This window comes from Streptomyces sp. NPDC002463 (assembly GCF_042889835.1).
Taxonomy (GTDB): domain Bacteria; phylum Actinomycetota; class Actinomycetes; order Streptomycetales; family Streptomycetaceae; genus Streptomyces; species Streptomyces nymphaeiformis.
Genome location: NZ_JBIARL010000004.1, coordinates 219,129 through 244,732, shown reverse-complemented (window position 1 = coordinate 244,732; position 25,604 = coordinate 219,129). Strand labels below are relative to the sequence as shown.

At 70.6% G+C, this 25,604-nt stretch carries 27 protein-coding genes and 1 pseudogene; 13 read left to right on the top strand and 15 right to left on the bottom strand.

All coding sequences use genetic code 11. The features are described from left to right. Window positions 1-252 precede the first annotated feature (252 nt). The 6 genes from ACFYX3_RS11285 to ACFYX3_RS11260 form a co-directional block, all read right to left on the bottom strand. On the bottom strand, window positions 253-951 hold the full coding sequence (locus ACFYX3_RS11285; protein ID WP_389011095.1) for a restriction endonuclease: 699 nt from the start codon (window positions 949-951) through the stop codon (window positions 253-255). 22 nt (window positions 952-973) lie between these two features. Then, complete coding sequence (locus ACFYX3_RS11280) at window positions 974-1,219, bottom strand: hypothetical protein (RefSeq protein ID WP_389011092.1); 246 nt, start codon at window positions 1,217-1,219, stop codon at window positions 974-976. A 455-nt stretch (window positions 1,220-1,674) separates the two neighbouring features. Continuing rightward, window positions 1,675-1,896 carry a hypothetical protein gene (locus ACFYX3_RS11275; protein WP_389011089.1) on the bottom strand — a complete coding sequence of 74 codons (222 nt, stop codon included), beginning with the start codon at window positions 1,894-1,896 and terminating at the stop codon, window positions 1,675-1,677. Beyond that, window positions 1,893-2,771, bottom strand: a complete 879-nt coding sequence (locus ACFYX3_RS11270) for a hypothetical protein (protein ID WP_389011085.1) — start codon at window positions 2,769-2,771, stop codon at window positions 1,893-1,895. Before ACFYX3_RS11270 ends, ACFYX3_RS11275 begins: the two co-directional genes overlap by 4 nt. A gap of 289 nt (window positions 2,772-3,060) precedes the next feature. After that, window positions 3,061-3,972: an FAD-dependent oxidoreductase gene (locus ACFYX3_RS11265; RefSeq protein ID WP_389011082.1), complete on the bottom strand. Its 912-nt coding sequence runs from the start codon at window positions 3,970-3,972 to the stop codon at window positions 3,061-3,063. 331 nt (window positions 3,973-4,303) lie between these two features. Next, a complete protein-coding gene (locus ACFYX3_RS11260; RefSeq protein ID WP_389011079.1) occupies window positions 4,304-4,435 on the bottom strand; it encodes a hypothetical protein in 132 nt (43 codons plus the stop codon). A 386-nt stretch (window positions 4,436-4,821) separates the two neighbouring features. Here ACFYX3_RS11260 and ACFYX3_RS11255 point away from each other — a divergent pair, with 386 nt between their 5' ends. From ACFYX3_RS11255 to ACFYX3_RS11225, 7 genes are all read left to right on the top strand, one after another. Further along, window positions 4,822-5,214: a hypothetical protein gene (locus tag ACFYX3_RS11255; RefSeq protein ID WP_389011076.1), complete on the top strand. Its 393-nt coding sequence runs from the start codon at window positions 4,822-4,824 to the stop codon at window positions 5,212-5,214. 679 nt (window positions 5,215-5,893) lie between these two features. Further along, window positions 5,894-7,663 (top strand): ATP-binding cassette domain-containing protein, encoded by a 1,770-nt coding sequence (locus ACFYX3_RS11250; protein WP_389011536.1) that lies wholly within the window; start codon window positions 5,894-5,896, stop codon window positions 7,661-7,663. 33 nt (window positions 7,664-7,696) lie between these two features. After that, complete coding sequence (locus ACFYX3_RS11245) at window positions 7,697-8,749, top strand: phosphotransferase (protein WP_389011073.1); 1,053 nt, start codon at window positions 7,697-7,699, stop codon at window positions 8,747-8,749. 296 nt (window positions 8,750-9,045) lie between these two features. After that, complete coding sequence (locus ACFYX3_RS11240; RefSeq protein WP_389011070.1) at window positions 9,046-9,834, top strand: class I SAM-dependent methyltransferase; 789 nt, start codon at window positions 9,046-9,048, stop codon at window positions 9,832-9,834. Window positions 9,835-10,008: 174 nt separating this feature from the next. Continuing rightward, complete coding sequence (locus ACFYX3_RS11235) at window positions 10,009-11,223, top strand: methyltransferase (RefSeq protein ID WP_389011067.1); 1,215 nt, start codon at window positions 10,009-10,011, stop codon at window positions 11,221-11,223. Window positions 11,224-11,350: 127 nt separating this feature from the next. After that, a complete protein-coding gene (locus ACFYX3_RS11230; RefSeq protein WP_389011064.1) occupies window positions 11,351-11,857 on the top strand; it encodes an NUDIX domain-containing protein in 507 nt (168 codons plus the stop codon). 688 nt (window positions 11,858-12,545) lie between these two features. Then, on the top strand, window positions 12,546-12,914 hold the full coding sequence (locus ACFYX3_RS11225) for a hypothetical protein (protein WP_389011061.1): 369 nt from the start codon (window positions 12,546-12,548) through the stop codon (window positions 12,912-12,914). A gap of 158 nt (window positions 12,915-13,072) precedes the next feature. On the opposite strand, the gene ACFYX3_RS11220 is transcribed toward ACFYX3_RS11225, so the two are convergent. Continuing rightward, window positions 13,073-13,582, bottom strand: coding sequence for a hypothetical protein (locus ACFYX3_RS11220; protein ID WP_389011058.1), 510 nt, complete (start codon window positions 13,580-13,582; stop codon window positions 13,073-13,075). 250 nt (window positions 13,583-13,832) lie between these two features. Between ACFYX3_RS11220 and ACFYX3_RS11215 the strand changes: the two genes are divergently transcribed. The 4 genes and pseudogenes from ACFYX3_RS11215 (at window position 13,833) to ACFYX3_RS11200 (ending at window position 16,458) form a co-directional block, all read left to right on the top strand. After that, entirely contained in the window at window positions 13,833-14,216 is a 384-nt protein-coding gene (locus ACFYX3_RS11215) for a hypothetical protein (protein ID WP_389011055.1), read from the top strand. A gap of 133 nt (window positions 14,217-14,349) precedes the next feature. Continuing rightward, on the top strand, window positions 14,350-14,739 hold the full coding sequence (locus ACFYX3_RS11210; RefSeq protein ID WP_389011052.1) for a hypothetical protein: 390 nt from the start codon (window positions 14,350-14,352) through the stop codon (window positions 14,737-14,739). Between the two features lie 687 nt (window positions 14,740-15,426). Then, a pseudogene (locus ACFYX3_RS11205) lies at window positions 15,427-16,021 on the top strand (IS5 family transposase); the annotation flags it as partial. Window positions 16,022-16,074: 53 nt separating this feature from the next. Further along, window positions 16,075-16,458 (top strand): ribosomal protein L7/L12, encoded by a 384-nt coding sequence (locus ACFYX3_RS11200; RefSeq protein ID WP_389011049.1) that lies wholly within the window; start codon window positions 16,075-16,077, stop codon window positions 16,456-16,458. Window positions 16,459-16,512: 54 nt separating this feature from the next. Here ACFYX3_RS11200 and ACFYX3_RS11195 read toward each other — a convergent pair whose 3' ends face one another. Further along, window positions 16,513-17,484, bottom strand: a complete 972-nt coding sequence (locus tag ACFYX3_RS11195) for an NADP-dependent oxidoreductase (protein ID WP_389011046.1) — start codon at window positions 17,482-17,484, stop codon at window positions 16,513-16,515. Between the two features lie 107 nt (window positions 17,485-17,591). Between ACFYX3_RS11195 and ACFYX3_RS11190 the strand changes: the two genes are divergently transcribed. Then, a complete protein-coding gene (locus ACFYX3_RS11190; protein WP_389011043.1) occupies window positions 17,592-18,188 on the top strand; it encodes a TetR/AcrR family transcriptional regulator in 597 nt (198 codons plus the stop codon). A gap of 47 nt (window positions 18,189-18,235) precedes the next feature. Here ACFYX3_RS11190 and ACFYX3_RS11185 read toward each other — a convergent pair whose 3' ends face one another. The 7 genes from ACFYX3_RS11185 to ACFYX3_RS11155 form a co-directional block, all read right to left on the bottom strand. Further along, window positions 18,236-18,565, bottom strand: a complete 330-nt coding sequence (locus ACFYX3_RS11185) for a hypothetical protein (protein ID WP_389011041.1) — start codon at window positions 18,563-18,565, stop codon at window positions 18,236-18,238. Between the two features lie 73 nt (window positions 18,566-18,638). Beyond that, complete coding sequence (locus ACFYX3_RS11180) at window positions 18,639-19,049, bottom strand: RidA family protein (RefSeq protein WP_389011038.1); 411 nt, start codon at window positions 19,047-19,049, stop codon at window positions 18,639-18,641. A gap of 364 nt (window positions 19,050-19,413) precedes the next feature. Continuing rightward, on the bottom strand, window positions 19,414-20,277 hold the full coding sequence (locus ACFYX3_RS11175) for a hypothetical protein (protein ID WP_389011035.1): 864 nt from the start codon (window positions 20,275-20,277) through the stop codon (window positions 19,414-19,416). Between the two features lie 177 nt (window positions 20,278-20,454). Then, entirely contained in the window at window positions 20,455-21,159 is a 705-nt protein-coding gene (locus ACFYX3_RS11170; RefSeq protein ID WP_389011032.1) for a TSUP family transporter, read from the bottom strand. After that, window positions 21,156-22,490 carry an MFS transporter gene (locus ACFYX3_RS11165; protein WP_389011029.1) on the bottom strand — a complete coding sequence of 445 codons (1,335 nt, stop codon included), beginning with the start codon at window positions 22,488-22,490 and terminating at the stop codon, window positions 21,156-21,158. Before ACFYX3_RS11165 ends, ACFYX3_RS11170 begins: the two co-directional genes overlap by 4 nt. Beyond that, window positions 22,487-23,332: an SDR family NAD(P)-dependent oxidoreductase gene (locus ACFYX3_RS11160; protein ID WP_389011026.1), complete on the bottom strand. Its 846-nt coding sequence runs from the start codon at window positions 23,330-23,332 to the stop codon at window positions 22,487-22,489. Before ACFYX3_RS11160 ends, ACFYX3_RS11165 begins: the two co-directional genes overlap by 4 nt. Next, window positions 23,329-24,774: a flavin-containing monooxygenase gene (locus tag ACFYX3_RS11155; protein WP_389011023.1), complete on the bottom strand. Its 1,446-nt coding sequence runs from the start codon at window positions 24,772-24,774 to the stop codon at window positions 23,329-23,331. Before ACFYX3_RS11155 ends, ACFYX3_RS11160 begins: the two co-directional genes overlap by 4 nt. A 154-nt stretch (window positions 24,775-24,928) precedes the next feature. Between ACFYX3_RS11155 and ACFYX3_RS11150 the strand changes: the two genes are divergently transcribed. Next, entirely contained in the window at window positions 24,929-25,570 is a 642-nt protein-coding gene (locus ACFYX3_RS11150) for a TetR/AcrR family transcriptional regulator (protein WP_389011020.1), read from the top strand. The last annotated feature ends 34 nt before the right edge of the window (window positions 25,571-25,604 follow it).

Here is a 25,604-nt window from a genome sequence, read left to right as displayed (position 1 = left end):
GGATCACCACGAGCGCGATGGACCTCCCCGTCCTATGGTCGTACTGGACGCCCACAGGACGGGTCATCCGCCTCAAGCCGGTCCTCGTGTCCCCGCACGTGCACGGGGACCGGTTCCAGTCCCCGCAGGGCGAATCCCCGTCACGCACCTGCTTCGACACAGCTGTGCACCCGCGGCAGGCGGCGCTCGAGTCGGCCGTGCAGAGGATCCGGACGGGCGGCGCGTCACATCCCGCGGCCGCCCACGGCGATCTCAGGAGCGCGAAGTCGGGCTGCGGGGTGGAGGGATGGCTCGGAGCAGTTCCCACAACGGGCGCGAACCGGAGGCCCACTCGGCCAGGGTGTGACGATCGACCACGTGAAGCCGCTGTTGTCGGGCGAAAGCCACGGCCGGCGCGGTGACCCGGCCGTTCGTGATGATCACGGCGATGTCGGCTTGGTGGACCTGACGCGCGGTGCCGTTGAGGACCTGGAAATCGGGGGTTCCCACAGCCGCCCCGGCAAGACCTTTGCGCCGGTGCTTGCACTGGACGACCCAGCGACGGCCGAAGGGATCGGTGGCCTTCACGTCCGCTCCGAGGTCGCCGCCGCCTCCGACCCGCACCGCGTCCCGGCATCCGTCGCGGTACATCAGGTCGCGCACCGCCTCCTCGAACCGCGTGTGGTGAAGGCCGTCGAGGTGGGTCAGCGCATAGCGCAGCCCCTGGACCCGCACCGCCTCCCACCGGGCTCTCTGCTGCCGGCGGTGCAGCCAGAGGGCTCCCGCCAGGGCCGCAAGCACAGCGACGACGACGAGAATCCACGCGTGCGCCGACAGCCACCTGAGCAGTGCCAACGCGATGCCTATGGTCGCAACCGCAGCAAGGGCGAGAACGGTCAGCTGCTGTTCCTGGTGGCGGCGCCGGCGAACGTTCCCTCTGCGGCGGCGACGTGCTGGTCGACGACTGCTCATCGGTGCTCTCCTCGGCCGGAACTCAACGGCTGGCCTGGGTGACGCCGCTCGTCAGCCGGCCCAGAAGGGTCACGATCCCCTGGCCCACCGGTGTAGGAGCGAGGAGAACGCCCAGAGCGAGAACGATGGCCACGGTCGTCTTCTCGTCGAAACGGCTGCGGGCCTCGGTACGCCGACGCAATCGCAGGACGACGATGACTATGAGGAGCACCGCCACGTTGATGGTCACCACCTGCTCCAGCCTCCCCGCCTCGAACGACCCACGCATCTGGGGGCCATGACCTCTGCGTCAGCCTTCTTGTGTAGTTGTGCCACGGCGCCGGGGAGGGCAGGTTCCCCACAGATGGCATGAAGTCGTCGGGCCTGGCCGGATGGCGGATCAGGTTTTCGGCCACGGACGGCGAACGGCTGTCGCATGCAAGGCGACGATGCTGCGTTACTCGAATAGACGTCCTGGGCACTGACGTAGTGAACGGAAACCCACCGGAAGGCCGGCATCAGAACACTTCCGTGGCCCCGTTTCCTACGGCTTCGCGGCTTCCTCGTGGATCGCAAGAAACCGATGGACCAGCCTGCCATTGGTTCGGGACGCAGGTGCTCGGCCCGATGGAGGTACGGCCTGTGGCTCAGACTCTGTGGGCGGCGCCATCGGCCCCGATTCGCGTCCTGCAGTTCTCCGAACCGTCAGTCGATACGGCCTCCCTGCGGCTCCAGAGCAGATCTTCAGAACGGGGGTTCTTCGCTCCGAGCGGCGTTGGTCGAGGGCTGTGACGGATGAGGCTTGTCCCGGTGCGGGACCACGGCCATGGCCTCTTCGACGCGGCCGAGGTCGATGAGGTACTCGGCCAGGCCGTCCTCGGGGCGGCCCTGGGCAAGGCACAGGTCGGCCAGGGTACGGAGGATCCAGTCGTCCCCGTTGCGGGTGTCGGCCTGAAGGCGCATCACCTCGATCGCCTCGCTCCCCCGGCCGTGCCGGGCCAGGAGCTGCGCGAGCTCGAAAGCCGCGTGGGCCCCGTACCGGTCGGCCTGCCGGTATGCCGCGACCGCCCCTCCACGCCGCCGCACTCCTCCAGCAACATCGCGAGCCGTCGGACGGCATACCCCGAGTCATCGGCCGCCGCGGCTGCCCGAAGCTCGTCGAGCCGGCCGTGCCGTGCCAACAGCGCGGCGAGTCGCTCACGGTTGAGCAGCGTGGTGCCGCCTGGGCGCAGCAGGGCGATCGCCTCGTCGACGCGGCCCTGACGCTCGCGGATCGTGGCGAGCAGCACGATCGCCGTGTCGCGGTCGAGGCCACGACAGCACCACGGGAAGTCGGAACACTGATGGTCGGTCCGGACGGCGAGCAGCGCGGCGGCTTCCTCGTCGCGGCCGGCGACGGCCGCGACGTCGACCAGCGCCACGGCGAGGGAGGGGTCGGCGATGTACGGGCGCAGCAGGATGAACGCCTCCTCGGCACGGCCGTGCCGGGCGAGGAGGCGCGTGTAGGACTCCAGCGCCCTCGGGTGTCCGGCCTCCATGCGGACCCGGGTGATCTCGACTGCCTCGTCGATGCGACCCCAGCACTCCAGCAGCTCGGCCGCGGCTTCGACGGCCGTCCACCAGCCTGTTGCCAGGTACGGGGCGAGCACCTCCAACGCGTCCGCCTGGCGGTCCTGCTCACCCAGCAACCGCGCCCAGGCCAGCGCGCAGAACCACTCCCCGCGCCCGGCCTGCAGCTCCACCACGTCGACGTGGCCGCGTTCGAGCAGCCGCGAGACCAGCTCCGGCGGGATGCAGCCGGACCGCGTCCGGGCCCGGTGGTCAAGATCAGAAGCGTCCACGGCCACGCACCATGGTGCTCGCCCCTGACACCTTGATGGTCCTGCACCGGATCGAACAGCTCATACGTCGCGTACTGCGCGATGTCGCTGTGCGCGGCCCAGGCCAGACCGGCCACTTCGTCGTCACTCGCGCTGACCGCCTCGAGAGTGCGCCTTTCGCCGCGCGTCGTCGCACGTTCAGGACGCGCCCGTCCTGAACGGCGACGGCATCGGCGACCGCCACCGCGGCCTCGCCCGTCACGCGGATGCCCTTCGAGCGCCATCGGCGCCCCATCAGATCGACGTGGTGTCAGCCCTTGGTGAGTTCCCTGGCCGCGTAGTAAGCGTGCAGCGCGGCCTCGCTGCCGGAGCCCAGGGCGGTCATGATTCGTTGGAAGCGGGCGGAGCGGAGGTCGCCGGCCACGATGACGCGGGGGTGCTGGTCGGTGGGCGGGCAGTATCCGTCCACGCCGCGGACGAGGTCGCCGGACGGGGCGGTCGGCGCGTTCCCGATGCTGAGGTAGGCGGCATCGGCCGTGATCGTCTGCCGCGCACCGTCCTGGCTCACCGCTTCCGCTGAGACCGCAGTGCCTTCTGTCGCGCTCAGCGACAGGTGTTCGGCGGGGAGGAGTGTGATTCGCGGATCCTCGCGGATCTCCTCGATCTTGTACTCGTCCGCCGCCGGGTACGCGACGAGCAGGCGGGTGCCGGTGGTCGGGTGGGCGCGCAGGAAGGTGCCGATCGGGCGGTCGCCGCCGAGGACCAGGAGAGAGCGGCCTTCGGCGTCGTCCGCCTCGGCCTGCCAGAGCGGGGGAAGAGTCAGGCCGCTGGGGGCGCTGATCCAGGCGACGTCGTGGGGCTGGAGCGGACCGACTCCGGTGGCGACGACGGTGTACGGAGCGGTGAGACGGGCGCCGGTGTCGACCGTGATGGTCACGCGGACCTCGTCGACGCGGAGGTCGGTGACGCGTCGGCCGAGTTCGAGACGGCAAAGTCCCGTGCTCTTCAGCTCCGCGAGGATGGAGTCGGCCAGCTCGGGGCCGCTGGTGTAGCCGCCGAGGACGTTGTTCAGGGCCGGGATCCGGTAGAGGTTGCGGCACAGCCGGTCCGGCTCGACGAGGATCGAGCGCATGCCGACGCTGGCGGCCATGCGGGCGGCGGCGCAGCCGGCCGGGCCGCCGCCGATGACGATCAGATCGGTGTCGTACAGCGTGTCGGCCATGGGGCTATTCCAGCACCGGGGCCCAACGCGCGCAGTGTCTTGGGGCATCACATGGTCGATGGTGACGAGTTGGCCCGTTCCGATAGGCCGACGGGCGACGAACAGGCCGGCCGGCGTCGTGGACGTCCAGGCCCGCATCACTGGTGCAGGTGTCCGTGACGATCCCATGGGTCCAGCCTGCCTGGCGGATCAGTTCAGCGGCCTCGGGAGTGAAGAGCGTGTATCCGGCCCTGTCGACGACCGCGCGTGCGTGGCCGCTGCTTCGGCAAGCTCGGGAACGATGTCGGTCCCGGGCGGTTCCTGGAGGCAGCACCACTGGAAGAAGCGCTCGTCAGGTCGAACGCTGCCCGGGCCCGACGGTGAGGGCGCGGTCTCCTTGCGCGAGCCGTGCGGTCGTAACGACCAGCGGGCGGCTGGCCAGCTGCCCTTCGAGGAGGTTGGCGAGGATGTCGCACAGTGTCACGGATCCTCGTCCAACGCCGACCAAGATGGCCGTTGTGCGTTCTGCGGCGGCGGCAGCGCGAAACGGTTGACCACTGTCACTCCGGCACGTCCGTCGGAGGTCCGTCGATTACTTAGCGCTATGAAACCTATCCAGCCAGGACAGAGAGCGAGGCTTCGTTGAACTGCCGAGGTGACCGTGTGGCGAAGGGTGGCGGCTCCAGCTGGAGGTATTGCCATGCGGATCAAGGGTGAGGGGCGCAACCTGATGGCATGAGCGGAAACAAGCCCATGGGCCCGCCGCCAGGACCGCAGCGGGGTCAGTCGCTTCCTTCGGCTGCGACTCCCTCACCTCGCAGGAAGGTCCTCAGCCATGCCGCAACGGCACTGGGTGGACTACTGGTCGGTGTGCTCATCGGCGTGGTGGGATCGAGAGGCGGCACCGCGGACGCCCCTTCCGTCGAACAGACCGTGACTGCCACGCCTCAGTCAGCACAGACGCCCGGGATCGCCGCGGAGTCGCAGGCTGCCACCGACACGCCGAAGAAGAACACCACGCCTTCCGTAGAGATCCCTGGTGACGGCGTCTTTCTCGTGGGCAAGGACATCCAGCCGGGCACATACCGCAGCGATGGCAAGGACAACGCCCTCTGCTACTGGGCACGGCTGAGCGACACCACCGGGGAGGTGGGCGACACCATCGCCAGCGGAAACACCAAAGGGCAGGCCATCGTCAAGATCGACGCGAGCGACAAAGCGTTTCAGACCTCCGACTGCAAGCCCTGGCAGAAGATCGGCTAGCCGGCGGACGCTCCGGTTCGGCACCGCGGCGGCAGGGATCCTGAGGACAGTCGCTGATCAGCGACACAGCAACTGTCGTCGGTCTCGATTCGGGTCTCCTTCACTGCCCGTCCAAAGCTGTTCGGACTGGACCGTCTCTGAACGCTCCACCACAGTTCAGACCGCACACAGCCCCCGTCGGCCCCCAGACTGACGAGTTCGCGCACGGTAGGCGGCGAGGTGCCGAGGACCCCGGTGGGGCTCGGCGCTCATATCTGCTGCACGGGGATCTGGCTCATGGTCTGCACCAAGGATGCGTCGTGTCTTGGAACGACTTCTCCGGTCCGCGCGACAGCCGCGGGGGGCGGCGGAGTCATACGCCCCGGCATCACCGGCGTTTCGGCCAACTCCCCTTCCCTCTCGTCCTCTTGCCGCAGGCGGGTCGATGCATCCTCCACGCTCCGCCACGCGCAGAATCTCGGGGTCCGGGGGAAGACTGAAACACATGTGTTCGATATCCCTGCGGTGTCGTTGAACCTCACGACCATGTCGGACAACCGTCAGGGGGACCACGTTGGCCTCGACCGCCTCCAACGAGCAGCAGAACTCCGCCACTCCCCCGCCTCCGCCCCCACCCGCAGAGATCACGTACAGCGGGCAGTACTCGGTCAATCCGCTCGCCGAGGTCTCCTTCCGGCGGATGTGCGGGCAGCTCCCGGCCGTCCTGGGCCGGATCGCCCGGCTGGCGTGGCGGATCGACCGGCGCGGTGTGCAGCTGCTGATCGTCTGCCAGGCGGTCACGGGCTTCTCGGCCGCCGTGCTGCTGACCGCCACCGCACGCGCCATGCGGCACGTCCTCGGCGACGGCTCCGCCGGTGACCGGCTGCAGGGAGCTCTCCCGGCGTTGCTGGTGGTCGCGCTCGCCGCCGCGCTGGCCCGCGGTACGGCGGCGGTGGCCGCGTACGCGGAGCGGCGGATCACCCCGAGGCTGACGACGGAGACGGACAGCGCCCTGGTGGAGGCGGTGTGCCGGGTCGAAGCGTCCGCGTACGCGGAGGAGGGGTTCTCGGACCGGCACGAGGCGGCCGAGATGGGGGTGATCCGTACGCACGTGATGGTCACCGACGCCCAGCGGTTCCTGTCCGCGCTGATCCGCATGGTCACCGCCGGCGGTGTGCTGTCGGTACTGAATCCGCTGATGCTGCCGCTGCTCCTGCTCGCCGTGCTGCCGGCCGGTATCGGCGCCGTCCTGAGCGCGCGGGTCGACTACGAGATCCACTACGCCAACGTGGCGGACCGCAACGTCAGGGGGATGATGCGCTGGTGGGCGACCACATCGAAGTACGGCGACGAGGTCCGCGCCAACTCGATGACCGACTACCTGGTCTTCTGGTACCGGGCCCTGTCCGACCGGTGCGACCGCCGCACGCTGGCCGCCGCCCCACGGACCCTGCGGATCGCTCTGCTGTCCGCGCTGGCCGGTGGTGTCTTCCTCGTCGCGACCTGGAGCGCCCTCGCGTGGCTGGCCGTGTCCGGACGCATCGCGCTCCCGGTCGCCGCGACGGCCGTCATCGCCGTCCAGACCACACTCGCCGCGCTGTCCCAGGTCGTCATCCACGGAGCCGCGCTCTTCCACACCAGCCTGTACTTGAGCGACATGCAGGCCTTCCTGGACGACGCCGCCGCCCGCAGGCCCCGGCGCGGGCCCCGCACGCACTCCGCGCCGACGGAGGAGATCCGGCTCGAAGAAGTCGTCTACCAGTACCCGGGGAAGGACAAGCCGGCGGTCGACGGTGTCTCCCTCGCTCTGAAACGGGGCCAGATCCTCGCGATCGTCGGCGCGAACGGCTCGGGGAAGTCCACCCTCACCCGGCTGCTGACCGGGATCTACCTGCCCGACAAGGGAAGGGTCACCTGGAACGGCACCGACCTCACCGAGGTGGACCCCGCCACCGTGTGGGCGGACACCGGTCTGGTGCCGCAGATCTTCGCGCAGTGGCCGCTGCGCGTCCGCGAGAACATCACCCTCGGTCAGCCCCGTACCCACGACGACGTCCCGGTGTGGGAAGCCGTCGACGCGGTCGGCCTTCGCGAAGCCGTCGAGGACCTCCCCGCCGGCCTCGACACCCTTCTGTCCCGCGATGTCTTCGGCGGTACAGAGCTCTCAGGCGGGCAGTGGCAGCGGATCGCGTGTTCCCGGGCTCTGTACCGGCGCCCGGGGTTGTTGATCCTCGACGAGCCCACCTCTCAGATGGATCCGCGCGGTGAACACCGGATCTTCGAGCAGATCAAGGCCATCGCCGCCGACCGCATCACGATCGTGGTCACCCACCGTCTGGAGAACACGCGGATCGCGGATCACATCGTCGTGATGGAGCACGGACGGATCACCGAGCAGGGCCGGTACGACGACCTCGTCCACGGCGGCGGAACCTTCGCCGAACTGCTCGAGCTCTCCCAGGACCGCTGACCGCTCTCGCCCCCACGCTGACAAGGAGGAGCCGTGCTCCCACCCCTCACCACTCCCGACGGCCGCATCCCCCTCGTGACACTGATGCTCACCTCCGAGTTCGGCATCGTTCCGGCATCAGTGACCCCGGGTCCGTCCGGGACCGCCACCCGTAACTACGTGGCCACCACGAAGGCCGGCACCGCCTGGTTCGTCAAGACCTACATGGCCGGCGCAGATCGAAGGACGGCCGAGAGCGCCGCCGCGCTGAGCGAGTACGCCCGACTGTGCCGCGTACCCGTCGCCCGCGCCCGCTACACGGTCGACCATCAGCAGCTGGTCGCCTCGGACGGGGAAGTGACCATGTCGGTCACCCGCTATCTGCACGACACGGTCACCGCCGACGGTCGCCTCACCGGACGTCGATGGGAGGCCGTCGGTGAGGCGATCGGCCGCTTGCACCATGGCCTGGCCCGGCACCGCTTCGGGCCGCCCCGGCTCGAGGCACGCGACAGGGCCGTCGACCCCGTGCGCAGCCGGTCCCGCCTCGAAGGCCTCGTCCACCGCTACAAAACAGACCCTCCTCGTACGGACTTCGAGCGGTGGGCGGTGGAGACGGCACGCGAGCGGCTGGCCCGGCTGCCGGAGGTGGAGCGGCTGCTGGAGGGGGCTCCTGAGCGGACGGTCTCGCAAGTGGTCCACGGGGACCTGTCGGGCCCCAACGTGCTGCTGCGCGGGGACGATGTCGCGGCGGTGATCGACTTCGCCGCGCCGGGGCGGCGCAGCCTCATGTGGGAGCTCGGCCGACTGGCACTCGACCCGCGTACCGTCCTCGCCCGACCGGACTGGCCCGAGGGGCTGGGTCGCCTCGCCGCCGTCTATCACCAGCGTCATCCGGCGGTGCCGGTGGAGGAGTTGGTGAGCGTGGTACGGCTGACGGCCGCGTATCTGGGGTGCACCGTGTATCCGCTCAACGCGGTCGTGGACGGCCTCGGGCCCGTCACCGAGTCGCTGGAGGCGTATGCCCGAGACCGCGTCGAGGCCGCCGTCGTTCTGCGTGAGCGGCTTGACGAGGCGGAGGAGGTACTGAGGGACCACCTCCGATAGCCCCGCCCCTGCCGACCCGTATCAACCGGCTCCGATCAGGCCGACACTGACGCACGACGCCTTCCTCGGCAGCCTTCTCTCGACCTCGTCCCTTCCCGCGACCGCCACGGTGAGGTGCTGACATGCCCTGCGCTCCCTCCCTTCCCTTCTCGTTCCGTACGTTCGCCGCGACCTTGGTGAGGTACTGACATGCGCCCGTCCCGTGACCACCTGCGATCCACGGCCGGTGGGTGCCTCATCCGGCACCCCGGCGAGCGCGGCGCGCTCGCCGACCTCCTTACGGCGGAGACGACGGGATGGCCCCGGTGACCGACTTCTCCGCCGTCGGCGCCGCCTACGCCGAGCATTCGGAAAGCCCCCGGGGCCGACTGCGCCACGACCTCGTCGAGCGCCGTCTGCGCGACGAACTGCCCGCTTCACCCGTACGGATCCTGGACGTGGGCTGCGGGACCGGCGAGATGGCGATCCGGCTCGCCGCCTCCGGGCACCATGTGACCGGCGCCGACCCGGACCCCCGCATGCTGGCCGTCACGGCCGGTCGGCTCGCGGCCCTGCCGGAACTCCGCGAACGCGTGGAACTGGTCGAGGCCGGCATCGACCGCCTCCCCCACGGTCGTGAGGCGTTCGACGTGGTCTGCTGCCACGGCGTGCTGATGTACCTGGACGACCCCGAAGAGGCGCTCGCCCGGCTGGCCGAACAAGTCGCACCCGGCGGCCTGCTGAGCATCCTCGCCAAGAACCGCCGGGCCATCGGCGTACGCGAGGCGCTGACGGGTGACTACGAGGGTGCGCGCCGGCTCATCGAGTCCGCAGCGGACAGAAGTACCGGCAACCTCGGTCTGGAGACCCGCGGTGACACCGCCGAGTCCCTCGACCGGCTGGCGGCGAGGCACGGGCTCACACCCCTGACCTGGCAGGGCGTACGGATCTTCCACGACCACCTCGACGACGGCTGGACCCCCGGAAGGGCAGCGTACGAGGCGGCTCTGGAGCTGGAATGGGCCGCCTCCTGGCGCAGCCCGTACCGGGACATCGGTCACCTCGTGCACACCCTGGCCCGTCGACCGGAGCTGAACCGGCCGTGACGGCCACCGGTCCGCGGCAGCCCGCCGCGCTCACTGCCGGCGCCCTCTCCGTGCACGCGGCGCCACTCGGCGGAGCCGTCCCGTGCCTCGTCCCGCCAGTACCGCAGGGGGCACCGGTCCGCCGCCTCACCACCATGCCCGCGACCGCCCGTCACCCGCGAAAGGACAACCCGCATGTCCCTTGATCTCCAGCCCGGCGCGACGAGCAGTCGCCGTGCCGCCATGGTCGACCGACTCACCTCGGCGGGAACCCTGACCGACCCCCTGCTGCGGGACGCCCTGCTCCGCGTACCCCGCGAAGTGCTTCTCCCCCACGCCTACCTCCGCCTCAGCGGCCCGGGCGCGGATCCGATCGACTGGCGCCTCCTCGACGGTTCCCACCCCGACGACCGTGAGGAGTGGCTCGACCTGATCCACGACGACGCGTCGATCCTGTTCCAGCGAGACGGCGAACCCCTCGACGCTCTCGCCCGCGGCCCGGTGACCGGCGGTCACATGACCTCCATGTCCACGTTCACCCCCGCTACCGTCGAGGCCCTCCAGGATCTCGGGCTCGCGCCGGGCCACCGCTATCTGGAGCTCGGGCCCGGGCCGGGGGTCTCCCTGGCGCTCGCCGCCTCCATCACCGGTGCCGGGATCGCCACCGGCGTGGAGCGCGACGGACACATGGCGGCCTTCGCACAGAGGAACCTCGACCGCCTCGGCATCCACGCGACGGTGGCCGAGGGTGACGCACTCGAAGGACACGAGAACCGGGCCCCGTACGACCGCATCCACTCCGGCATCGGGGTGCCGTGCCTCCCCCCGGCATGGGCGGAGCAGCTCGCACCCGGGGGACGACTGCTGACCACGCTCACCACCCGGACACCGAGCTGGCCCGGCCGGCTCCTCGTCACCCGCGCCGGCACCGGCCGGATCGAAGCCACCTTGCGGGGCCGGCCGAGCGGTTACCGGCCGATGTTCGGCTACACGTGGCTCAGCGCCCTGGACCACCGCGCGCGGATCAAGGCCGACCCCGGCTCGGCGCGGCCCACCCGGCTCGCGCCGCCGGCGGACGAGGCCTACGGGTTCTGGGTCGCGGCCGCCTACCTCGCCCCGGGCCTCGTAAGGGACTTCCAGGCGAAGACGATGACGATCGTCGCCCCCGAGGACGACTCCTGGGCCGTGGCAGGCCCCGGCGACGGCACCGTCCGCGTACACGGGCCGCGCGACGTGTGGGCCGAACTCGAGGAGGTACACGCCCGCTGGGTGCGGGCCGACCGCCCGGAGACGTACCGAGTCGGCCTCTCCGACAGCACCGGGATCCAGCCCGTCACTTCCGGCACGGGTCCGAAGGCGCTGGCCTGGTCACTGCCGCCACTCGCCACCATCCCCAGGCAGTTGCCGTGACCGCGCTTCTGCGGATCGCCGTGGCCGCCACGCGGCCGAAACGAACGGACCGGGCGCGCCTGCGCCGTACTCACTCTGCCGCGACGTGCCACCTCCAGGTGACATCTTCAGAGCCGGAGGTAATCGCGTGACCCACTCTCAGCCGTCGGGCGTTCTCGTCCGCGCGTGCGCCCTCGTCCTCAACGCAGACGAGGTCTGCCTCATCCACCGCCTCCGTGCGGAAGGTGATCAGTACTCCGTGCCTGGCGGACTGCGGCACCTCGGGGAGGGCACAGCAGCGGCCCTCGCCCGCGAGCTGCAGGAGGAACTCGGCCTCGACACGGACCAGCTCCCCGAGCCGCCCGTGTTGCGCTGGGTACAGGACCAGACCACCACCCGCCCCGGTACTACGGAGCCGTTCGAGCGGCTCCATCTCATCCACACCCTCAGCGTTCCCGACAGCATCCGCAGCCGGATCGCCACCACGGAGCAGGACGCGAACGACACCACCCAAGTCGTCTGGGTCCCTCTCGCCGAGGCGGCCGTCCTGCACCTCTACCCGGCCGTCGGAACCGTGCTCACCGCCCCCGCCGATACGTCGATCGGCCCCGTCGAGCTGCCACCGATGGTGGACGGGACCTACAGGTGGCGCTGACCCGGACAGACGACGGGCGCTTTCCCCCGGGCGGGCAGCACCCACTGTGCACCGCCCTGATCCCCCGGGCTCACCAGCGACTGATGCCTGCCCCGGGGGACGCGAACCCTGACGGGCCGTGGTGGAACCCACGCTGGATCCCCTTAGCTGCTGACGGCGACTGGATGTGCGGTTCCTCACCGGTGTGTTCCCGTCCCTGGCCGCGTTCATCGAGCACGCACTGACGGACCTCCGCGCCAGCACCACGTGGACCCTGCTCGACGGGAAGCTCACCTACGAGTGAGCCTTCACGGAGCCGAGCAAGCACGAATCCGTAGGAGGAGGGCTGTCTCGGCCAGGACGAGTCGGCCTGCCTCGGCAGTAGCCTGTCCCCCCTCAAGGCACCTCCGTCCTGAAGGCGTCGCGTTGCCACGAAAGGAAGCCGGGTGCGACCGCTCAGAAAGCTCTTCAAGACACTCAGGGAAACCCACAACGCCCCTGGCGACGAGACGTTCGCGAAGTCCGGTCCGTGTGAGTGCTCTCCCGAATGGCCGGCGCTGGAGACAACCGCAAACGGCCACATGATGCGCGCGCTGCCCTCGTCGCACTACAGCATCATGACGAACCCGGAGGTCGGGAGGTTCTCGCTCGATGCACGGGATGCCGTGCCAGGTACCGTGCGCCGTGGGTGGTGGACGGGAACGAGCCGATGCCCTACGACTTCGCACGGGAGGCTGCCGAGCCCGCTGGCCAGGAGCGTCCGCACGGCACTGTCGAGGCGGAGTACACGATCAGCACCGCCAGCGGGAACGACTGGCCCGCGCTGCCTGGGATCGACTTCGCAACGCTCTTCCAACCTCGCTCACTGGTCTGCGAGCCGGCGGAGGGGGAAGGAGACCACTCCTTCCGTACCGGCACAGCACTGGTCTCGGCCACTTGGGAGCTCGCGGGCACATGGGTGGTACGCGTCGAGGGCGCTGCTTCGCCAGAAGCCGCCGACCTGATCGTCGAAGAGATGGCACGGCAGCTCGGCGAAGCCGCCGGCGAGACAGCCCTCCATGTCAGAGTCACCGGCTAGCCGGCACTTACCGGCCACTCGTGCACTGCGTCATCCCCGACAGCCCGACCCGTCGCGCAACCGCAGAAAGCTCGGCTCTCGTGGGTGGTCGTCCGTCGCGCTTCGACCCGGCGGACTGCCACGGGCGTCATGCGGTCGAGCGGGGGATCAACACATCGCTACGACCCTGTCTCGCGCGTCATCACGTATGTGTTCCCGATGTCAGGATCGCCGTAGAAGAAGAACAGCTCCAGCTCGTCGTGCTGATCGCGGTCCACGTAGAACGACCACGCGTATGTCGATGGGGGTTCAGGAGTCGAGGTGTCGGTGGCCGTCGCGGGGGAACGTCGCTCCACCCGTGTCCGGGATGTGAGCGCCAGCCGGACGGCCTGTCCGCCGTCGTCGTCGCTCAGTTGCCAGGTTCCCGTACCGGAGAGGCGCCAGCCGTCCTCGAAGTCGAAGTCCTGCCCGTCGAGCTTTTCGAGAAGAGCCGTTCCGTCTTCGCGAAGCACCACGCGGGTCCCCTCGACGTTTTCCCAGCCCCCAGCGACTTCGGCCGCCGTGACGTCGTGGAGCCCAGTTCCCTCGTAGTACTGAAAGGGACCGGCGCACCCCGTGAGAACAGCCAGGACCACCATCAAGCCGCCGAGGGCAGCCCCCCACACACGCAGCCTGCTTCCGCCGGCCATAGGGACCTCCCACCCCCAGCCCGCATCAACCGACTGATAGGAGCGGGCCTCGGAGAGATACTCTGCCAGACCGGTTGAACGTGTTCAACTCTGCGCCATGGGTGATCTCGCACATCACCCGTGGCGCGTCAATCCAGCACCCCTCGGCCGCCGCTGAGCACAGCGCACAGCGTTTACGACGCACGCCCTGGCCGCGCGCTCCGCTCATGCCCCCCTTTCGTCCGGTCGCTCGCCATGACATCGTCCGCTCGTGACCGACATAGCTGATGAAGGCGTGGACTCAGGGCGCCCCGACGACCGCACCGCCTCCGCTCTACGGTTCGCCACGGAACTCATCGCCTGGGTGGCCACCCCCTGGGCCCTGGCCGACCGTTCATGGCTGCTTGCCGCCCTGTCCGTGGTGGTCCTGATCGGCCTTCCGACTCTCTTCTCCACCCCCGGGGACAAGGCCAATGTGATCGTCGCGGTACCGGGATGGGTCACGATCCTGCTGGTGGTGCTCCAGCTGGCCGCTGCCGTGATCTCCTCGTGGCTTGCCTGGCCCGTCTGGGCCGCCGTACCTGCGACCGCACTGGCCGTCGTCACCGTCGTCACTGAGCGCCGGCGCTGGATTTGGCTGCTCTCCGCGAACTGACGCACCGACTGAAGGCCCCATCCGCTCGGCTCAAGTGTTCATACGTCGGCGCGATGGGCGGGTCGGGCGATCCGAGCGTACGGGCCCGGCGTGCGACGCACGCCGGGCGGGAGCCGGCCGCTAGCTTCAGGCCATGGCGGAATCCCTTTTCTACGTCGACCGCTCCGAGATCCTGGAAGGCAGGGTGGAGGAGGCCCGGGACAGCATGCGTGACCTGGCCGCGTTCGTGGCGGAGCGCGAGCCGCAGCTCATCGCGTACCGCTTCTACCTCGACGAGGCGACGTCCATGATGAGCGTCATCGCCGTGCATCCCGACTCGGCATCCATGGAGCGGCACTTGGAGATCGGCGATCCGAAGTTCCGCGCGTTCGGCGCGCTGATCCGTATGCTCTCCATCGACGTGTACGGGCACCCGGGCTCCGCGGTCGTCGACCGGCTCCGCCGGAAGGCCGAGTACCTCGGCGGCGCGTCCCTCACCTTCCACACCCTCCAGGCAGGCTTCAGCCGACTGGATCGCCCGTAGACACCCCACGTTGCCACGCCGCCGAAGCCGGACGGGTCACGTCCTCGGAACGTCGAGGGCCGTGGAAGGGTGTCTCCGCGAGCGGATAGCCTGCCCCGACAGGGGAGGTCCCGTTGTTGTGAGTGCGTCGCCCGCGTCACCGACATCGGTGACGACGTGACCACCGTCGCTCCCAGCGACCTTGTCGTCATGACCTGGCCCCTCAGCTGCAGTACCTGCACCCGCGGCCTCTGTCACGGCGGGTTCGCTGCCCACTGCAGCTCGGTCCCTCACATGGCGATGGACGGTGCGTCGACGGCAGCACCCGGGACGGGCTCTTCTCCACCTGGTCCGCGTCCCGTACGCCGACGCCATGCTCGTCCCGCTATCCACCGGCCTCGGCATCGCCCCTGCGCTCGGTGCCTCCGACGTCCTGTACGTCGGCCCCGCCGCGGAGCACCGCAAGCTCGCCGAGGGCTTCGGCGCCCGCACCACCGAGACCGTCGAACCGATCCGGCACGGATTCGGCATCGCCGTCGAGACGACGGGCCGCGTCGACCAGCTCGCGCTCGCTGTCAGGTCCCTCGCGCCGCAGGGCATCTGCGAGTCAGCCGGCAACCACTTCCGCCCCGGCGACGGCCGCCCCCCGCCTCGGCCTGTGCACCACCTGGCAGACGTCGTCCGCGCCAAGTCGCCGACAAACCAATCGATGACGACATCGGCTGGACCGTATCGGTGGACTCCACCGTCTGCCGTGCCCACCAGCACTCGGCTGGTGCCCGGAAAAGGGGGCACCGGGCCGGGCCGCACCCGAGGACCATGCGCTCGGACGGTCGCGCGGCGGCCTGAGCGCGAAAGTTCACCTCGCCAGCGACAGCCGTGCCTGGCCTCTGGCCATCCGCGTGACCGGAGGCCAGGCAGGTGACGCGCCGGCCTTCGAGACCGTCATGGCAGGCATCCGAGTCCCGCGCGCTGGCCTCGGGAGACCGAGAACTCGACCGGAGGCCGTCCCTGCGGACCGCGCGTATTCATCCCGGGCGATCCGGAAGCATCTCCGCCGCCGAGGGATCCGTGCTGTCATTCCGCAGCCGGCCGACCAGTCGGCCACCGTCTTCGGCGAGGACGCGCGGGCGGGCGCCCGCCCGCTTTCGACGCCGAGATGCACAAACAGCGCAACGCGGTGGAGCGGTGCATCAACCGGTTCAAGCAGTGGCGTGGCCTGGCCATGCGAACGGACAAGCTTGCCATCGCCTACCAGGCTGCACTCCACCTCGCCGCCATCCTTATCTGGGCTCGGCGGTAGAAGCTGGGGGATGATTCACTCGCTGAACAGCTTGAGGCTGCCGGGGAGGGCGTGTGGAAGAGCCAGGATTTCGAGTCCTGCTAGCGGAGCCAGGGGACCGGAAGATGGAGGCGATCCGTGCGATCCGAACGGTCACCGGCCTCAGCCTTTGGAACAGCAAACTCTTGCTGGACAGTGCGCCCGTAGCGGTCACACAACCACACTGGCTCGAAACAGCCCAGGACGCCGCCGGTCTCCTTGAGGCTGCGGGTGCCCACGTGGCAGTGGTCTGCGACTGGTGCGACCGCACTGCCGCGCGGGGGGCTGATCCTCTCGACCCTGCCCCGTGCAGTGGGCCATGGCCTCCCGAGGCATGTCGTGCGAGTTGCCCGCCTTCAAGCGACTGGGCACGGCAACTGGTGACAGACACACAGCCCAATCTGAGAGACGTGCTCTAGTGATCTGAGTCAGGGATTCGTCGGCAGTAGGCGGCGAATCCCTGACTCGGAGCACTATCCCTCGACGTTCAGGACGATCTTGCCTTGGAGATGACCCTCCTCGGCGCGGGTGTGGGCCGCGGCCGCGTCGCGCAGGGGGAAGACGCTGTCGATGGCGGCCCGTACCCGGCCCCCGTCCATGAGGGTGGCCAGCTCGGCGAGGTCCGAGCCGCTCGAGCGCACCTGCCACATGGTCTCTACGGTGATCCCGAGCTCTGCTGCTCGCTCGCGGCGGTAGTCGCCCAGGAAGACGGGCGCGATCCGGCCGCCGGGGCGCACGGTGGGCAGCAGGCGGTGCGCGTGGGGGCCTCCGACCGTGTCGATCAGTAGGTCCACATCGCGGACGACCTCCTCGACCGGTGTCCGGGTGTAGTCGACGAACCGGTCCACGCCCAGGTCCTGCAGGAACTCCTCGTGGCGCCCGGAGGCGACTGCGATCACCTTCTCCGCGCCGGCCGCTCGAGCGAGTTGCACGGCGAAGTGGCCCACTCCGCCCGCCGCGCCGTTGACCATGACCGTGTCGCCGACGCGGTCGCTCAGGTGGGTGAAGAGGTACTGGTAGGCCGTGAGTCCGGCCATCGGGACAGCGGCGGCGTCCGTATGCCCGAGGACTGCCGGCTTGCGGGCAAGGTGGGTGACGGGTGAGACCACGTACTCGGCGTACCCGGACGCGCGACCGGGGAAGTTGACCAGGCCGAACACTTCATCACCCGGCTGCCACTCGGTGACCCCCGGGCCGAGGGAGGTGACCACGCCGGAGATGTCGCTGCCCAGGATGAGCGGCGGCGCCCAGTCGGGCCGCAGCTCGGCCGGGACGCTCTCGAAGCCTCGGCGTGCGTACCAGTCCGGCGGGTTGACGCCCGCCGCGTGGACTCGCACCAGCACTTCGCCCGGCCCCGGCTCGGGTCGGGCCACCTCTTCGTAGATCAGTTCCTCGGGCCCGCCGAAGGCATGCAGGCGGACAGCTCGCATCGTTGCCGTACCCATGGGTCCCTCCCCAAGTCCCAATACGCAGCGCCCGGATAGAATCCGGAGCACTGTTCCGGAACAGGTAACCGGAGCAGTGCTCCGGTTGTCAAAGGCAGGTGTCCGCCATGTCCATCGAGTCGCGCCCCGTCACACCCCGCGCACCACGCACCGACGCGCAGCGCAACCGTGACCGCGTCCTGGAGGCGGCCGCGCAGGCCGTCGCCGAACAGGGCACCTTGGCCTCCCTGCGGGAGATCGCACGGCGCGCCGGCGTCGGCCTCGGCACGCTCTACCGGCATTTCCCGAACCGGGACGCCCTCCTGGAGGCCCTGCTGCACCAGCGCTTCGCGCACCTCGCGCAACGGGCGGACGCACTCGCCGGCAACGCTCCACCCGAGCGCGCCCTGGCCGAATGGGTCTACGAGTTCACCCTCGGCGCGGGCGTCTACCAGGGGCTGCCGGCCACCCTGATGGCCACGCTCGACGATCCGGAATCGCCCCTGCACGCCGACTGCCTGACGATGCGCCAGGCCGGTGGCCGACTGCTGACGGCTGCTCAGGAATCAGGGGGTATCCGGCCCGACGTGGCGCCCATCGACCTGTTCGCACTGGCCAATGCCCTCAGCTGGATCACCGACCAGGCCCCGACGCTCACCGAACGCCGGGAACACCTCTTCCGGCTCGTGATGGACGGACTGAAGCCGCCGTCCGATCAGGGCTGACCCGCGTCCCCTGGCTCCGTATCGCCTGGGCCTCGAGCGCTGGTGGGTCAGTGGGACGAGTCGAAGCCCGCTGACTGGTCGAGGTGAAATGGCGAGCCGGGGCACTTGGGCGACCAGCCGTTGGCGAGTGCGGTGCGGATGCTGACAGCCACCTGGGAGGGCAGGATCGGGTTGCCTCGTGTTCCGAACCAGTTGCTCGGGTGCGGTCGGTCGGTGGCGACTACGAGTGTGGTGCCCGAAGTTTCCGCGTGTTCCACCGCGTAGGTGAGGGGAGACCGGACCAGGCCCTGGTCATAGGTCGGCCGTCCGCGGACTCGCCACCGGTAGGCAGTGCCGTCGACGGTGATGAGCCGCGAACCCTTTTTGACCAGCGCCATGTCCACATCCCTTCAGAGGTGACACTACTGAGGAAACGGCCTGCCAACCGCGAACCCGCTCGGAGATGAGCGGCTACCCGGGCAGGCCCGCAGTGAGGTCGACCTCGACCAGCTGCCCGGAGAAGCCGAGCCGGGCGACTCCCAGCAGCGTGCTCGCGGTGGTGAACGCCGGTCCTACGACCGATTCGGTCAGGCGCCGCCAGGCGGCACCCAGAACCGCGACGTCATCGCTGACCACGTAGATCACCGAGCGGACGACGTGATCCGGACGGGCGCCCACCGCGTTCAGGGCGGCAACGGCGTTGGCTGCCACCTGGTCGATCTGAGCATCGAGATCACCTGGGCCCACCAACTCCCCTGAACGGTCGAGCGGACACTGTCCCGCCAGGAACGCCGTCCGGCCCGCTTCCACGACGGTGATGTGGTGATACCCCGGAGTCGCATGGAGCTGGGCGGGGTTGATACGTGTGATCTCGGACGTCATGCACGCGAGTCTGGCGATTCGAGCGGCGTGACGCACCCGGATTTCGGCAGGCCTGCCCCTCGGCCAGGCTGAGCCCGCAAGCTCCCGAAGCCATCCCGTCCGCTCCCACATGGACCATGAGCCGGCCCCTCACTACTTTGCGCGGAACAGTACTGGTGCACGGGGACCGATCATGTCCGGCCGATTCCCGTCGGGCGGTGTCAGCATCTGCGCATCGGGATCGCCTCCCCGCTTGCCGCTGGAATGTCGTACGGCCTCGGGGGCAAGCTGCAGCTCGGCTGTCGTGTGCGGGCGGCCCCAGGCGGGCGCACTTCCTGTTGCCGACCGTGTCGCCTTCGCCGCGCCCTGAACACTTCGGTCGGTCTCAGGCCCACCATCGTTCTGCGCGGCGCCGCTTGTCGGAGTCTCCTGAGCTGCGGGCGTGCGCCAGCAGTCGGGCGCTGAGTGGTTCGGGGAGGGCGGCGACGTCCTGTTTCTGACGTGGGCGGGACTTCCCGCCCACCAGGTGTCGTACGGCCCCGGCGTCGTGCCGTTCCTCGGCTCGTGGGTCGGCCAGCGCCGCGAGCAGGTCGGCGATCCGCACCCTGCCGAGCAGCTCGCCTGGCACACGCTCGTGGACGGGGTAGCCGGAGCAGCGCCCGCTTCCGGAGCCGTTCCAGCCGAGCAGGGCCAGCACCCGGTCCACCGGGTCGGGGAACGTCCGCTGCAGTCGGTCCGTGAGGTCCGCGAGCAGTTCGGGGGACGGTCTGCCGCCGGTGCGGGAGAGGTCGAGGATCCGGTCGGCGAGCCCTTCCAGTCCGGCGGGCATCGCGGCCAGCCAGTGACGTTCCTCTTCGGTCTCCTTCTCCGCTCGCCGCCGGTCGGCCTCGAACTGCCGCATGGGGCCGGGCATGCCGTGCCCGTCCAGCCAGGCCAGGAGCCGGTGGCCGTCGGCGAGGACGGCGTCGCTGTCCCACCGCCCCCACCTCAGGGTCGCCCCGTGGTGCAGGACAACGGCTGCGAGCCGCCCGCCGGCTCGGTCGAACACCTCGAAGCGGACGTCCCCGAGGCACATGCAGTGGAACCCGGGCAGCGATTCCACGGCCATGGCCGTCCTGAGCCGGGCCGACTCCGCCGGATCGGAGAGGTCCACCCGGATCTCTCCGTCTTCCCCGCCCCAGCTCACCGAGCTCACCTTGACCATGTGCGCCTGCCGCAGCACGCCGTCCAGCGCTGTCGTCGCGTCCACGAACCGATCCCTCCCCGCCTGGGCGGCCGCGGGTGCGCGGCCCACCCGATTCCACCGCAGCTCCCCACGGCCCTTCAATCCGGTTCCCTGCGGGTGCGGGAAGCAGGAACGAGCTCTGCCGCGGCAGCCGCCGTCAGCCTCGTTGTCCGCCACTCCCGGCCGTCCGGCCGTCGCCGGTCAGATGATGGCGGTGCCGATCAAGGCCAGGGCGCCGGCCGAGGAGACGGTCAGGACCGCGGTGCGGGCCGTGGTGGGGGTCAGGCGGGAGGCCAGTGCCATGCCGGTCGCCGCGCCCGCCGCGAGTGCGGCCACGGTGGGCCAGGGTGGGAGGACGAAGCCCAGGAGGGCGGCGGTCGCCACGTTCTGCGCCAGGAAGAAGACGTGCATCGTGGCGCGGGACTCGCGGCCCGGCCAGCCCGCGTTGGCCGCGTACAGGCCGATCGGCGGTCCGCCCACCCCGCCGATGACGTTCAGCGCGGCGCTGGCCGTCCCCGTGAGCCAGGCGCCCGCCGGCCGTTGCAGGAACGGTGAGCGTACGCCGCGGGCGAGGAGCGCCACCCCCGCCAGCACCCCGCAGCCCGCGACGACGGACAGCGCCCGGGTGTCCAGCCCCCGCAGCAGCCAGGCCACCACCGGCATCCCGAGCAGGGCCGGGACCAGCAGCCGTCCGGCGTCGCGGGGGCGGGCGTGCCGCCAGCCCCGGGACAGTGGCAGCACCGACGCCAGTACGGCGAGCAGCAGCACCGTCGGGACGCCCCTGTGCGGACCGAGCACCGCGACCAGTGCCGGGGCCGCCACCAGGGAGAAGCCCATCCCGGTCGCGGCCTGCGCGAACGCGCCCACGGCGACCGCCGCCACCGCCGGCACTTCGAGGGCGATCACGCGGCACCGTCCAGTGTGCAGCGCCGCTGGAACCACAGGGCCGCCGCCATCAGCCCCGCAGGGACGGCACTGAAGCCGACGAGCAGCGCGCCCAGTGCCGTACCTGACTGGGCGGCCGGCTCAGTGGCCGTACTGGAGACGAACCCACCCAGGGCCAGGACCGCGGAGTACAGGTACGGGCCGATCGCCGTCCCCGTCGCCTCTGTCGCGGTCCATATCCCCGTGTACGCTCCCGCCTTCGACGAACCCGCCGCCGCTACGGCGTCCGGCACCATCGAGAACGCGAACAGCTGCAGCCCGGCGAAGGCCACGCCCATCACCATCACCACACCGGCCGTCACCGCGATCCCGAGCCCCCCGTCGAGCGAGGCCCCCGGCAGCAGCGCCAGCGAGCCCGCCGCGAACACGCCCTGCGCGAGCAGCAGTCCGCGCTGCTTCCCCCACCGCCGCGACCAGGCCGTCCAGGCCGGGCCCGCGAACAGTGCCGGTGCGAGGAACAGGCCCATGAACAGCGCCGTGAGCCGGGGATCGTCGAAGAGGTACGCGGTGACGTACGGCAGCGCCGCCAGGAACAGGTGCGTCGTCGTGCCCGTGAACAGGTACGACAGCACCAGCGCCCGGAAGTCCCTGTCCCGCCACGCCACCCGCAGGTCGGCCGTGGCCGATCGCCCCGCCCGCTCGTCCGGTACGCGGAACCCGCACGCGTCCGTCAGCCGCCGCACGCCCACCAGCGCGACCGCCGCCGAGACGGCCATCGCCACCGCGAGCAGCGCCGCCATCCGTGCGTAGTCGCCCCGACTGCCCGCCGCCGCAAGCGCCGGCGCGGCGACACCCGCGCCCAGCAGCCCCAGGGTCAGCAGCACCATCCGGAACATGAAGACCCGGGTCCGCTCGTGGTAGCCCACGCGCAGATCGGAGGGCGTTGTCAGGTACGGGACCTGGAAGCCGGCGAAAAGTACGTTGCCCACGGTGAACCAGCAGCCCACCCACAGCGCCGCCGGTCCGCCGGTCAGGCCCGGCGGCACGCTGAACATCGCCGCCATCGCCACCCCCAGCAGCACCCCGGCGCGCATCATCCGGCGCCGATGGCCCAACCGGCGGGCCTCCCGGTCGGAACGCGAGCCGAGCAGCGGATGGACGATGATGTCGACCATTTTCGGCAGTAGCAGCGTCAGGCCTGCCAGGGTGGGCGGGACGCCCAGGACGTCGGTGAGGAAGTAGAGCAGCAGCAGGCCGGGCACGGTGACCCAGACGCCCATGCCGACCGATCCCGACGCGTACAGGGTGAGCGTCCCCCGGCCCGCGCGGAGCGCCGTCGCCGGGGCCGTCACGCCCGTCCCCCGTGCCGCTCCACCACACCCGCCGCGAGCGCTGCCCCGTCGAACGCGCCGCCCGCCACCCGCGCGGCCAGCGTCCGCGCCACGATCCGGTCGGTGAGCGCGGGCAGATGCCGGGCCAGGAAGAACTCCACCGCACCCTTGCGGGTCGTCGTCACGTCCCGCCGCGGCCGGACGGCCAGGGCGGAGCGCTCGATCGCGTCGACCACGCCGTCCAGCGGTTCGTACACGCTCATCCCCTCCAGGGACAGCCCCGCCGCCTTCGTCGAGTCGTGGATCGGGCTTCGTACGGCGGAGGGGTACACGCAGGTGACCGTCACGTGGGTGCCGAGCTCCAGGCGCAGCGCGTCCGCGTAGGCGACCATCGCCCGTTTCGACGCGCCGTACGCGGCGGCGAGCGGGAGCTGCATCACCGCCATCCGCGACGCCACCATCACCACCCGCCCCCGTGCGGCGACCAGCGCGCCGACGCACGCGGCCGTCACCCGCCAGGTGCCCAGGAGGTTGATCTCCAGTTGCCGGCGGACCTCGTCCCCGGGGGCGTACTCGGCGGGCGCGGGGCCGCCGATCCCGGCGTTGTTCACCAGGACGTCCAGTCCGCCGAGAAGTTCCAGGGCCTCGGTGACGGCGGACGTCACGCTGTCGTCGTCGGTGACGTCGCAGGCAATCACGGGGAACGACTCGTCGCCCGTCGGGCACAGGTCGAGGCCCACCACCTGAGCGCCGGCTCGGGTCAGCCGCTCGCCCAGGGCCCGGCCGATGGTGCCCGAGGCTCCGGTGATCAGGACGCGTCGGCCGCGCGGGTCGTGGCGCCGGTCGAAGGCAAGGGAGGTCATGCGGAGTCCTGCGCCTTCGTGTTCGGGGCGGCCGGGGCGGCGGTCGTGGTCATGGTGGCGGGGGTGGTGGCCGCGGGGGCCTTAGCAGTGGTCGCGGGGGCCCTGGTTGCGGCCCGGGCCGCCCGGCGGACGCCCGCCCTGATCTCGCGCGGCAGCTCGGCCACGTACCGGTCGAAGTCGATGCGCATCATCGGCCGTTTGTCCCCCCACCTGCGCACAGCGGCAGCCTTTGCGCGCTCGACCGCGGCCCGCTGGACGTCCTGCGGCGGCAGGGCGTACCGGCCTCCGAGGCAGGCCGCGGCCAGCTTGGCCTGCGCCTCGACGACGGGCAGCGCCGCGCCGGTGGACTGCATCAGGCCCACGAAGGCGAGCGTCGGGTCGGCAAGGTGGAAGACCCTCTGGTACAGCGGCATCGCCTCGGGGTCGTCGCCCAGCCACTCCCCGTCGAGGAAAGGCATGGTGACCCGGTAGCCCGTCGCCCACACGATCACGTCGACGTCCTCGGCGGTGCCGTCGGTGAAGACCACCCGGCCGCCGTCGAGCCGTTCGATGCCGGGACGGGCCACGACCTCTCCGTGGGTGAGCCGGTGCAGGATCGTGTCGCTGATCGTCGGATGGTTCTGGAACAGGCCTCCGGCCGGGCGCGGCAGCCCGTACCGCTGCGGCGTGCCCACCGCGAGCCGCAGCACGGTCTGCGCGACCGTCTGCCGGATCCGCCACGGCAGCACCGCGAGGGCTCCGCCGGTCGCGTCGGCGGGGCGGCCGAAGAGGTACTTGGGGACGATGTGCGTGCCGTGCCGGGCCGACAGCAGCACCGGGCCCCGGGAGACGTACGACGCGTCGACGGCGAGGTCCATGGCCGAGTTGCCCATCCCGACGACGAGCACCCTCCGCCCCGCGAAGATCTCCGGGCTCCGGTAGTCGTGGGCGTGCATCTGCGTGCCGTCGAAGGTGCCGGGGTAGGCGGGGCCGGGCCACTTCGGATCCCGGTTGTGGCCGTTGGCGACGACCACGGCGTCGTACTCCCGTGTGGCGGCGGCGTCGGCTGTGGCCACGTCCTCCGCGCCATCGCCGACCGTGACCTCCCAGACCTGACCCGCGCGGCGGACCGAGGTGACCTCGCTTGCGAAGCGGATGCGTCCGGTGATCCCGAAGGCGTCGGCGTACTCGGCGAGATAGCCCGCGACGAGCGCCGCCGACGGGAAGTCCGGCCACTCCTCGGGCATGGGGAAGTCGGCGAACTCGGTGCGCTTCTTGCTGGTGTTGAGGTGCAGGCTGTCGTACGCCGGGGAGCCGCCGGTGCCGTCGTCCCCCGCCCACAGGCCGCCGGGGCGCGTGCCCCGCTCCAGGACGGTGACGTCCAGCCCTTCGTCGAGCAGCGCCTTGGCCGCGGCCAGTCCGGCCGCTCCGGCGCCGATCACCGCCACCCTCGTCGAGCCCATGCCCCGGCCCTCCCTTTCGCCCTGCGTTCGAGCCTGCTTTCGAGGGCGCTCATTCAATCGAATGATGGAGAGCTATGCAATCGTCTCTGACCTGCGTTTTCCTTCTCCAACAGTTGATTGAATCCGAGCGGACGCGTCCGGTACTCTCGGGCGCATGAGCAGCCGGCCCGACGACGGACACAGTCGCGAACGCATCCTGGCGGCCGCCACCCGGCTGTTCGCCGAGCGCGGTTACGACGCCACCAGCACCCGCGCGATCGGCGAGGCCGTCGGGCTCAACATCGCCACGGTCGCCTACCACGTCGGTGCCAAGCCCGAGCTGTACCGCGCCGTGATGCGGCGCGCCCACCTGGCCCAGCGGGAAGCCGTCACCGCCGCCCTGCACCGCCTCGACGCCTGCGGCCCTTCGCCGCGCGAGACCCGCGCCGCGCTCCTCGACTTCGTCGACTCCTATCTGACCTTCTGCCTCGACCACCCCGAGGTCCCGGCCCTGTGGATGCGCCGCTGGCTCGCGGAGGGCACCGAACTCACCGAGATCGAGACCGAGTTCGCCGGACCGCTCGTCGCCGAGGTCGCCGCCGCCGTCCGCACGGTCCTCGACCGCGCCGGCCTCGGCGCCGGAGCCGACATCGAACTGCTGGTCTTCACCATCGTGTGGACCGCCCACTCCTTCGGCCAGGCCGGCGTCATCGACGCCATGGGCCGCCGCCTGGGCCCCCACGACCTCCCCACCCTCGACCGCTTCCGCCGCCACCTCCACGCCGTGGTCACAGGAGTCCTGGACCGCGAGCCCTGACGGACCGCACGCAGGCCGCCCCCGGGTCGGCGGA

Excerpts from the sequence above, each read along its gene's own strand:
- ACFYX3_RS11250 (WP_389011536.1), top strand. The coding sequence starts at position 5,894 with ATGTGCGGGCAGCTCCCGGCCGTCCTGGGCCGGATCGCCCGGCTGGCG.
- ACFYX3_RS11285 (WP_389011095.1), bottom strand. The coding sequence starts at position 951 with ATGAGCAGTCGTCGACCAGCACGTCGCCGCCGCAGAGGGAACGTTCGC.
- ACFYX3_RS11225 (WP_389011061.1), top strand. The coding sequence starts at position 12,546 with ATGCCCTACGACTTCGCACGGGAGGCTGCCGAGCCCGCTGGCCAGGAG.
- ACFYX3_RS11185 (WP_389011041.1), bottom strand. The coding sequence starts at position 18,565 with ATGGCGCTGGTCAAAAAGGGTTCGCGGCTCATCACCGTCGACGGCACT.
- ACFYX3_RS11190 (WP_389011043.1), top strand. The coding sequence starts at position 17,592 with ATGTCCATCGAGTCGCGCCCCGTCACACCCCGCGCACCACGCACCGAC.
- ACFYX3_RS11155 (WP_389011023.1), bottom strand. The coding sequence starts at position 24,774 with ATGGGCTCGACGAGGGTGGCGGTGATCGGCGCCGGAGCGGCCGGACTG.
- ACFYX3_RS11180 (WP_389011038.1), bottom strand. The coding sequence starts at position 19,049 with ATGACGTCCGAGATCACACGTATCAACCCCGCCCAGCTCCATGCGACT.
- ACFYX3_RS11150 (WP_389011020.1), top strand. The coding sequence starts at position 24,929 with ATGAGCAGCCGGCCCGACGACGGACACAGTCGCGAACGCATCCTGGCG.
- ACFYX3_RS11160 (WP_389011026.1), bottom strand. The coding sequence starts at position 23,332 with ATGACCTCCCTTGCCTTCGACCGGCGCCACGACCCGCGCGGCCGACGC.
- ACFYX3_RS11210 (WP_389011052.1), top strand. The coding sequence starts at position 14,350 with ATGGCGGAATCCCTTTTCTACGTCGACCGCTCCGAGATCCTGGAAGGC.
- ACFYX3_RS11235 (WP_389011067.1), top strand. The coding sequence starts at position 10,009 with ATGTCCCTTGATCTCCAGCCCGGCGCGACGAGCAGTCGCCGTGCCGCC.
- ACFYX3_RS11220 (WP_389011058.1), bottom strand. The coding sequence starts at position 13,582 with ATGGCCGGCGGAAGCAGGCTGCGTGTGTGGGGGGCTGCCCTCGGCGGC.
- ACFYX3_RS11280 (WP_389011092.1), bottom strand. The coding sequence starts at position 1,219 with ATGCGTGGGTCGTTCGAGGCGGGGAGGCTGGAGCAGGTGGTGACCATC.
- ACFYX3_RS11195 (WP_389011046.1), bottom strand. The coding sequence starts at position 17,484 with ATGGGTACGGCAACGATGCGAGCTGTCCGCCTGCATGCCTTCGGCGGG.
- ACFYX3_RS11240 (WP_389011070.1), top strand. The coding sequence starts at position 9,046 with ATGGCCCCGGTGACCGACTTCTCCGCCGTCGGCGCCGCCTACGCCGAG.
- ACFYX3_RS11265 (WP_389011082.1), bottom strand. The coding sequence starts at position 3,972 with ATGGCCGACACGCTGTACGACACCGATCTGATCGTCATCGGCGGCGGC.